Origin of the sequence: Vibrio qingdaonensis (genome assembly GCF_026191675.1) — a bacterium.
Lineage (GTDB): Bacteria > Pseudomonadota > Gammaproteobacteria > Enterobacterales > Vibrionaceae > Vibrio > Vibrio qingdaonensis.
Genome location: NZ_JAKRRY010000016.1, coordinates 108,840 through 116,216, shown reverse-complemented (window position 1 = coordinate 116,216; position 7,377 = coordinate 108,840). Strand labels below are relative to the sequence as shown.

The window sequence follows — 7,377 nt, the reverse complement described above, 5'->3', positions numbered from 1 at the left end:
GGTAATCATTGCATATAATGTATAAAATGCATACTGGACGATGGCAAGAAAATTGAATGTATGTAGAAAAATGAGAAACACCGCCTAGTTTACAGACAGCCAATAGATTCGATGCTTTGCGCTATGTAACGTACCAACAATACTTCCATCCGCTGGGATGGTTGTAAAAATAGGGATTAGAACTAGGCTAAGGCGGCCCATCTGTCTACCACTGAGTCACAACTTGAAACCATCAACTTAAATATTTCCCGACAAGTATACCTATTAAAAATGGCGACAGACTTTCGTGATACTGGTCATTATTGAATGATACTGACAAAACAGGCAAACAGTAAAGCATTGAAATAACTACGGAACCCTTGGTTTTACTGGCATCTAAAAATGACTACGCATTACACTAAGTAAGCAACACAGATAAATAAAAAACACCCGCTATATGCGGGTGTTTTTTTTCCTTTTAAAATGGAGCGAATAGTAAACGTAAACTTGCTAGCGTTTCATACTAACAATCCTTATAACTATTCAAGCGCTTCCATCGGTGGCACAACTTCAACGGGAACACCATTTTGCGCCAACACGGCGGCTTTAGCGATTCGATCTGAGATACCATACTCATCTAACCACCACTCAAGCTCTTGCGGGATAGACATGGCTTTTTTAGTCCCGTCACTGCGCGTCAACGGCTCGTGCGCTTCAATAAACACACTTCGGTCTGGTTCAAGAGCGACTTTAATTGGTTCATCGATAACGCGAACTTGTAGTCCAACTTTCGCTTCATTAAACAGCCAATCAATATCTTTGGGATCCATACGGATACACCCCGCGCTAACACGTAAGCCGATGCCAAAGTCTTTATTGGTGCCATGAATCAAATATGACCCTGTCCCATACGCTAGGCGCATAGCGTAGTCCCCTAGCGGGTTTTCTGGCCCTGCCGGAACCACGTCAGGAAGTTCTATCCCTTTCTCTAAATAATCCTTACGTATTGATGCAGGTGGGGTCCACGTCGGGTTCTTCCGTAATTGGCTGATTTTGGTCGTCATTTCAGGCGTATCTTGACCGATTCGACCAATACCGACAGGGAAAATGTGGACGATATCTTTATCCGGCTCAAAATAATACAGTCTTAGTTCAGCAAGATTGATGACAATTCCTTTGTATTCAACCTCTGGCAATATCGTCTGACTAGGGATCGTCAAGACATAGTCTTCGGGAGGAAGAAAAGGATCGACGCCTTTGTTCGCTGCCATCAAAGACAAAAACCCTACATCATATTGCTTCGCTATGTCAGACATAGTTTCGCCAGCCACAATGCTATGATAATGGATAGTACCAACAAGATTACTGCCATCTTCGGGAAGCGCATAGGTGGCAGCACTTATCCATTGTGAGAAGCTCAGACAAGCCGCTAAAATCGTCCTACGATACATCAATGTTGATCCTTTGCTTCTTTATATACGCTTAAGGTTATCTCTCTTTGTGTCTTGTGATCAACCATCGGTTCAGGATATTGCAACTTTTGAAACGCTTCCCACTTCCATGGTTGATGAATATAACGCTTTGGTACCTCGGCTAATTCAGGGATCCACTGACGTATAAATTCTCCCTGTGCGTCAAAGCGCTCTCCCTGGCGAATGGGATTAAAAATACGAAAATAGGGCTGTCCATCACACCCTGTCGACGCGCACCACTGCCAACCACCATTATTTGCAGCGAAATCCCCATCCACCAGTTTGGACATAAAATAGGCTTCACCCCAACGCCAATCCACGTGAAGATCCTTAATTAAGAAACTTGCCACAATCATACGTAATCGATTATGCATCCAGCCCGTAGCATTGAGTTGTCGCATTGCCGCATCAACAATGGGGTAGCCAGTCTCGCCATTAGACCATCGTTTAAAGGCGTCTTCACTCCCCTGCCAAATCACATTTCTCTCCCAACTGAGGTAACCGTGACGACGGCTTAATTTAGGCTCGAAATAGACTAAATGCTGATAGAACTCTCGCCAAATAAGCTCACTTAACCATACTTCTGCACCTTCTGATAACAGTGACTCTGACCCATCAGATCTCATCGAGTCGAGATAGAGGCGAGCCACACACTGTCTGGCTGAAAGTGCCCCTATCGCTAAATAAGCACTAAGTTGGCTCGTCCCATCCACCGCAGGATAGTCTCGTTCCTGATGATAATGAGCGACCCTATCGCGACTAAATACTCGCAACCTATCGATAATACTGTTGGTGTCCACAGGCCAAGGTGAGCTCGACACTTGTGGGTAGCTAAAGGCAACATTCGACGCGTACCGATAGTGTGCCGGAACATCGGTAGGGACAGACACCATCGGCTTTTGAATGGTGGCCAACGCAAACTGTGCTTTCCAAGCATTTTTGAAAGGGGTAAACACTTTAAAGTTTTTACCCTGTTTATTTAATACACTGCCCGGTCGAAGTATGCATTTGTCATCAAATGACAATACCTTTTTACCGTGCTGTTTAAACTGTGCTGATAGTGCGGCAGTCCTGTCTCTTTCATTGACTTCATAGTCTAGATTCGTAAATAACTCGGTGACTCCTAGCTCCATAGACAACGCTAACAACCACTCATTAGCCAGTTCGAAATCATCACACTGTCGATAAAGCAAAGGTACATTCAACGCCTCAAGCTCCGCATTCAGCGCTTCTAAGCGTCGGCGAATCAGATCAGCTTGAATCGGCGCTAAGTCATGCTGCGTCCACTGCTGTGGTGTAGTGATAAATACAGCGATCACTGGTGTCTCACCATCAATAGCTTGAATTAGAGCCGTATTGTCGATGGTTCTTAAGTCACGATTAAATAACACTAATCGTTTCATTATTCTCTCCTAATGCGTGCTCACTGCGATTTTCGGTCATATTCGACATCAATTAAATGCTCTATAACAGGTGAAACGTAAACCGGAACAAGATCATTGGATCGCTGCTCTCTGATCACTGAAAGGTGCTTTTCCGATAGCGATTTTTCTGCGAACAAGTGTATTCCGTGATACCCAGCAATCACCTCTTTATTGAATAAAGCCCCAATATCATCGACACCGTCCAAAAATATCACTCGCCCTCCTTGCTCTACAAGACGGGCATAAAAAAGCCAAGCAAAAAGGTTCCCTACCGTGTCCAAATTGACCAGAAGATATTTACGTTTCCCGCTTTTTTTCGATTCTGCTTGAATCATGAGTAATAACTGGTGAATGAGTAAAGTGCGAAATAACGCATATTGCAGGGACCGTTGACCCATTTTGACAAAATCTATTGCCGTCAACACAGGCATGACAAATCGCGTTTCTACGATATCCAAAGGGTACTCTTTCAGAACAAAACGGATGCTCTTTCCCACCGCATCACCATCGAGGACACTTAATGCTTCAAGTAGCTGCTCCGCTTCATCAAGGCGCTGAGACGAGTCATGCTCCGTAGGTAAAGTATTCGACTCCAACAAAGCTTTGACTTTGCCTATGGACACGCCTTTGGCAAGCCAACCTTGAACGCGCTGAATCGTCTCCACATCTCTTTGAGTGTACAAACGATGACCTTTCTCAGTACGCTCAGGTTGAACGAGATTATAACGCCTCTGCCAAGCTCTTAGAGTGACAGGTTTTATCCCTGTCATCTCTGCAACGTCTCGAATAGCGTAGCGAACAGTATTACAACCCATAACGCAGGCGCATCTCTTCTGGATGAGGTTGCAAGAATCGTTGCGATGCAAGGTAGTCATCTGGGTATGCACGAAGATAGTGCTTTAACAACGTGAGCGGTGAAAGCAAAGGCAGTAACCCAGTGCGATAATCGTCTATCACTTGTGCCAGTTCACGCTTTTCATCGGCATCCAATACGCGCTTAAAATAACCTTGAATGTGCATGAGTACATTCGTGACATTCTTACGAGACGCACGGTGCTTCAACCCTTCCATCAATCCAAGTCGATAAGCATGATAAAACTCATCAGGCCCATACTCATTTTGGTGAGCCACCAACCTACCGAGTGTTTTATAAGACGTCGGGTTATGTGCCATCAGTGTCAGTTTATAGCGAGAGTGAAAATCAACAATTTTTCCCGGAGTGGGCTCACCTTCCATCGACTGATAGAAATCATTTAACCCAAACACGCGAGAAATAAAATTCTCTTTAAGCACAGGATCATTAAGCCTGCCGTCTTCCTCTACAGGTAACCATGGCATTTTTTTCATCAAATGCTCGGTATACAAACCAACACCATTCGCCTTAGCATGACCGACTGTATAGACCTTTACTCTCTCCATCCCACAACTTGGAGATTTCGCACACACGATATACCCACACATTTCCGTGTTTTCCAACTCAGCGACTTTTTTGTGGGTAAAGGACAGCATTCCATCGGTATAATCCTTGGTCGCATCCTTCGTTTCCACTAGGCTAATTCGCTCTTCATTCGACATTAAGCGTATTGTTGGTCGAGGCACTGGTAGCCCCATCCCAACCTCGGGACAAACAGAGACAAACGAAAAATAATCCCGCAGCTCTTTGTTCACATAGCTGCTTTGCTTGTGGCCAGAGTCAAATCGAACCTTTTCGCCCAATAAGCAAGAACTGATTCCAATGCTGATAGTTTTTTCATCCATGACATACTCCTTGTGTAAAAAATGCGCTCGCGAACTTACCAAGGCACTTTAAAATAAGTGATACAAAAAATTGTTATGTACAATAGTACGTAGCCTTTGTGTAACAGTTCACTCATGTGGCATTTTTTCTTCAATATCTAGGATTCACCCAATCAATCGATTGCGCCTTCGATTTCAACAGATTTAGTTATCATCACCAGTAACCTTGGAACATTAAAAGAAAAGTGTGATTAAAATCTCATAGAAGCCTTATCATTGGCGCTAAGATTCATTTCAACAAAGAATGATGACATTCAACAGAATTCGTTAAAATATTAGGAGCAATACCATGGCTACCCCTCATATCAATGCAAACCCGGGTGATTTTGCTGAAACAGTCCTGATGCCAGGCGATCCGCTTCGTGCTCAATACATTGCTGATACGTTTTTAGAAGACGTAGAGAAAGTTTGTGATGTACGTAACATGTTTGGTTATACCGGTACCTATAAAGGTCAACGCGTTTCAGTTATGGGTCATGGCATGGGTATCCCATCTTGCTGTATCTACGTTCACGAACTGATCAAAGATTTTGGTGTTAAAAACGTTATTCGTGTAGGCAGCTGTGGGGCAGTACGTGACGATGTTAACCTAATGGACGTGGTTATTGGCATGGGCGCATCAACAGATTCAAAAGTGAACCGTATTCGCTTCAATGACCATGACTTTGCTGCCATTGCTGATTTCGGTCTTCTAGAGGAAGCCGTAAAACAAGCGCGTAGCCAAAACGTTCCTGTTAAAGTCGGCAATATTTTCTCAGCCGACCTTTTCTATACACCAGAAGCCGACATCTTCGACAAAATGAAGCACTTAGGTATTTTAGGTGTTGATATGGAAGCGGCGGGTATCTACGGCGTGGCAGCAGACTTAGGCGCGAAAGCATTGACTATTCTTACGGTTTCCGACCATATTATCCGCGGCGAGAAATTAAGTTCTGAAGACCGTCAAAAATCGTTTAACGAAATGATGACCGTCGCACTAGAAACAGCCATCAACCTATAAGTTTTAAAGCCAGTGTAACGCCTGAAATTACACTGGCTTTTTTTTTCGAAGCTATTTATATCAAGCCAATTTAAGAAACCCGTTTCTATAAACCTATTTATATAAACCTTAGGGGGTGAACGTGTCCGAAGGCAAATTGCCGCTGGCCGCAAATGGATTACAGCTCAATTTTTGTAAAACATTGGCGTGTGACAATTTTGGAAGAAGTGATGCAAATCTTTATATTTTGCAGCACAGTAATCCTAAGCGACCTGCGATGGTATGCCGAGAATGTGGTGCGTTTCCCCCCCTACTTAACAACCAAGAAGTCCTGAGCGAGCTAAAGCGGTTGCGACTTACTCATGATGATGGACTACCTGCATGTAAAGACAGCCAATGTGAAAACTTTGGTCTATCGGTTGATACCCATAAAGAGCGTTATCACGCTTTTGGATTTAGCGGTGATCGCCAACGCTATCGATGTAAATCATGCCAAGGCACATTTGTCGATAAGTGGTCCGGTGCCAATAAAAAGATTGAGTTTCAAGAAGCATTACTGGCTTTCTTATTTACGGGTTATTCAGTCAGAGAAATCTGCCGTAAGCTTGATATCAACCCTAAAACCTTTTACGACAATATCGACCAAATCGCGAGTCGCTGTCGTAGGAAGCTTGCCCATATTGACGCGCGGTGGTTAAACCATGCTCGCCAATATACCCTTGCTTCAAACTACCAAAGCCTGCAACCCAACAGTCACAACGGCGTTTTTTGGTTCGCAACCTGCGACGCTGACTCCGGCTATGTGCTTTGCCAACACACTAATTACACGTTAGAAAATTGTGCGAACAGCGATCTTGACCATGACGCCTATCAAAACCATGCACAATTTTTGTCTAAGCAGTATGTCGCAGAAAACTATGGCAGCACCAATAAGCGTACCGAAAGCGAAAGAAGACCCCAAAGCCACCGAGATAACATATCTTTTGGGACGCCTCCTCCTAACATCAAAGAACGTATTGACATCAATTATCAGAATATTCTGGCGAGAAGTAATGTCGAAGACCCATTAGGTAATTTTTCTAAGTTCCACTATCCGAATACAGGGACACTGATAAGAGCGCCCTACACCTCTTATGCCCATTACCTCCATATCTCTCAGATGATTGGTGAGAAAAAGCCACTCGCTATCTTTATGCCTCAAGATCCGGTTCTACGGTCTGCGGCATTAACCGTATATCTTGAACGTATCAAGAGCAACAACGTCGACCTCCTGTACGTCATGCAAGATCCTAAGTGGGATAATAGTGGACTATCAAAAACGACGGATATAGCTCTTATGGGTTGGTGGCGTGATCGCTGGGCCATTGCGCACCAAGCCAGTGGGGCCAGCAAAGGGTTATGTTACCTATCATCAGCCAATGACACCTTGTCAGGCAGTAACGCTTCCTCAGACAATGTTGACGATACCAACTATTGGTTACAAGTTGCGTCTATTGAGAGCGTTGAATTTTACCAAGCCCGTTTCCAATTGTTGTTTGAAAGCTTTATTAATGAGCCAAGAAGAAAGTTAAGACCGGGCGGTATTATGCCGTTGCTCGACATCTTTCGGGCTTGGCATAATCTTTGTTATCAAGATAAGCAAGGACTCACCGCTGCCCAAAGACTCAACGTTTGTGAAGCCCCTATGACCTTAAAACAGTTATTGGAATGAGTGGATTCCCTCTAG

6 protein-coding genes are annotated in these 7,377 nt (G+C 44.0%); 2 read left to right on the top strand and 4 right to left on the bottom strand.

Annotated features, from left to right (window positions below; translation table 11 throughout):
- Positions 1 to 518: 518 nt before the first annotated feature.
- The 4 genes from MD535_RS13355 to MD535_RS13340 are packed head-to-tail and all read right to left on the bottom strand — an operon-like array spanning position 519 to position 4,633.
- Positions 519 to 1,430 (bottom strand): L,D-transpeptidase family protein, encoded by a 912-nt coding sequence (locus tag MD535_RS13355; RefSeq protein WP_265675516.1) that lies wholly within the window; start codon positions 1,428 to 1,430, stop codon positions 519 to 521.
- Positions 1,430 to 2,854, bottom strand: a complete 1,425-nt coding sequence (gene phrB, locus MD535_RS13350) for a deoxyribodipyrimidine photo-lyase (RefSeq protein ID WP_265675515.1) — start codon at positions 2,852 to 2,854, stop codon at positions 1,430 to 1,432. The genes MD535_RS13355 and phrB overlap by 1 nt, the downstream gene beginning before the upstream one ends.
- Positions 2,855 to 2,874: 20 nt before the next feature.
- Positions 2,875 to 3,690: a MerR family transcriptional regulator gene (locus MD535_RS13345; protein WP_265675514.1), complete on the bottom strand. Its 816-nt coding sequence runs from the start codon at positions 3,688 to 3,690 to the stop codon at positions 2,875 to 2,877.
- Positions 3,680 to 4,633 (bottom strand): YbgA family protein, encoded by a 954-nt coding sequence (locus MD535_RS13340; protein ID WP_265675513.1) that lies wholly within the window; start codon positions 4,631 to 4,633, stop codon positions 3,680 to 3,682. The genes MD535_RS13345 and MD535_RS13340 overlap by 11 nt, the downstream gene beginning before the upstream one ends.
- A 328-nt stretch (positions 4,634 to 4,961) precedes the next feature.
- Here MD535_RS13340 and deoD point away from each other — a divergent pair, with 328 nt between their 5' ends.
- Both deoD and MD535_RS13330 read left to right on the top strand, forming a co-directional pair.
- Positions 4,962 to 5,672: a purine-nucleoside phosphorylase gene (gene deoD / locus MD535_RS13335; RefSeq protein WP_250618054.1), complete on the top strand. Its 711-nt coding sequence runs from the start codon at positions 4,962 to 4,964 to the stop codon at positions 5,670 to 5,672.
- A 121-nt stretch (positions 5,673 to 5,793) separates the two neighbouring features.
- Positions 5,794 to 7,362 carry a lactate dehydrogenase gene (locus tag MD535_RS13330; protein ID WP_265675512.1) on the top strand — a complete coding sequence of 523 codons (1,569 nt, stop codon included), beginning with the start codon at positions 5,794 to 5,796 and terminating at the stop codon, positions 7,360 to 7,362.
- The last annotated feature ends 15 nt before the right edge of the window (positions 7,363 to 7,377 follow it).

What these genes read in the sequence shown, in the direction of transcription:
- MD535_RS13355 (WP_265675516.1), bottom strand. Translation starts at nt 1,430, where the DNA reads ATGTATCGTAGGACGATTTTAGCGGCTTGTCTGAGCTTCTCACAATGG.
- phrB (WP_265675515.1), bottom strand. Translation starts at nt 2,854, where the DNA reads ATGAAACGATTAGTGTTATTTAATCGTGACTTAAGAACCATCGACAAT.
- MD535_RS13345 (WP_265675514.1), bottom strand. Translation starts at nt 3,690, where the DNA reads ATGGGTTGTAATACTGTTCGCTACGCTATTCGAGACGTTGCAGAGATG.
- MD535_RS13340 (WP_265675513.1), bottom strand. Translation starts at nt 4,633, where the DNA reads ATGGATGAAAAAACTATCAGCATTGGAATCAGTTCTTGCTTATTGGGC.
- deoD (WP_250618054.1), top strand. Translation starts at nt 4,962, where the DNA reads ATGGCTACCCCTCATATCAATGCAAACCCGGGTGATTTTGCTGAAACA.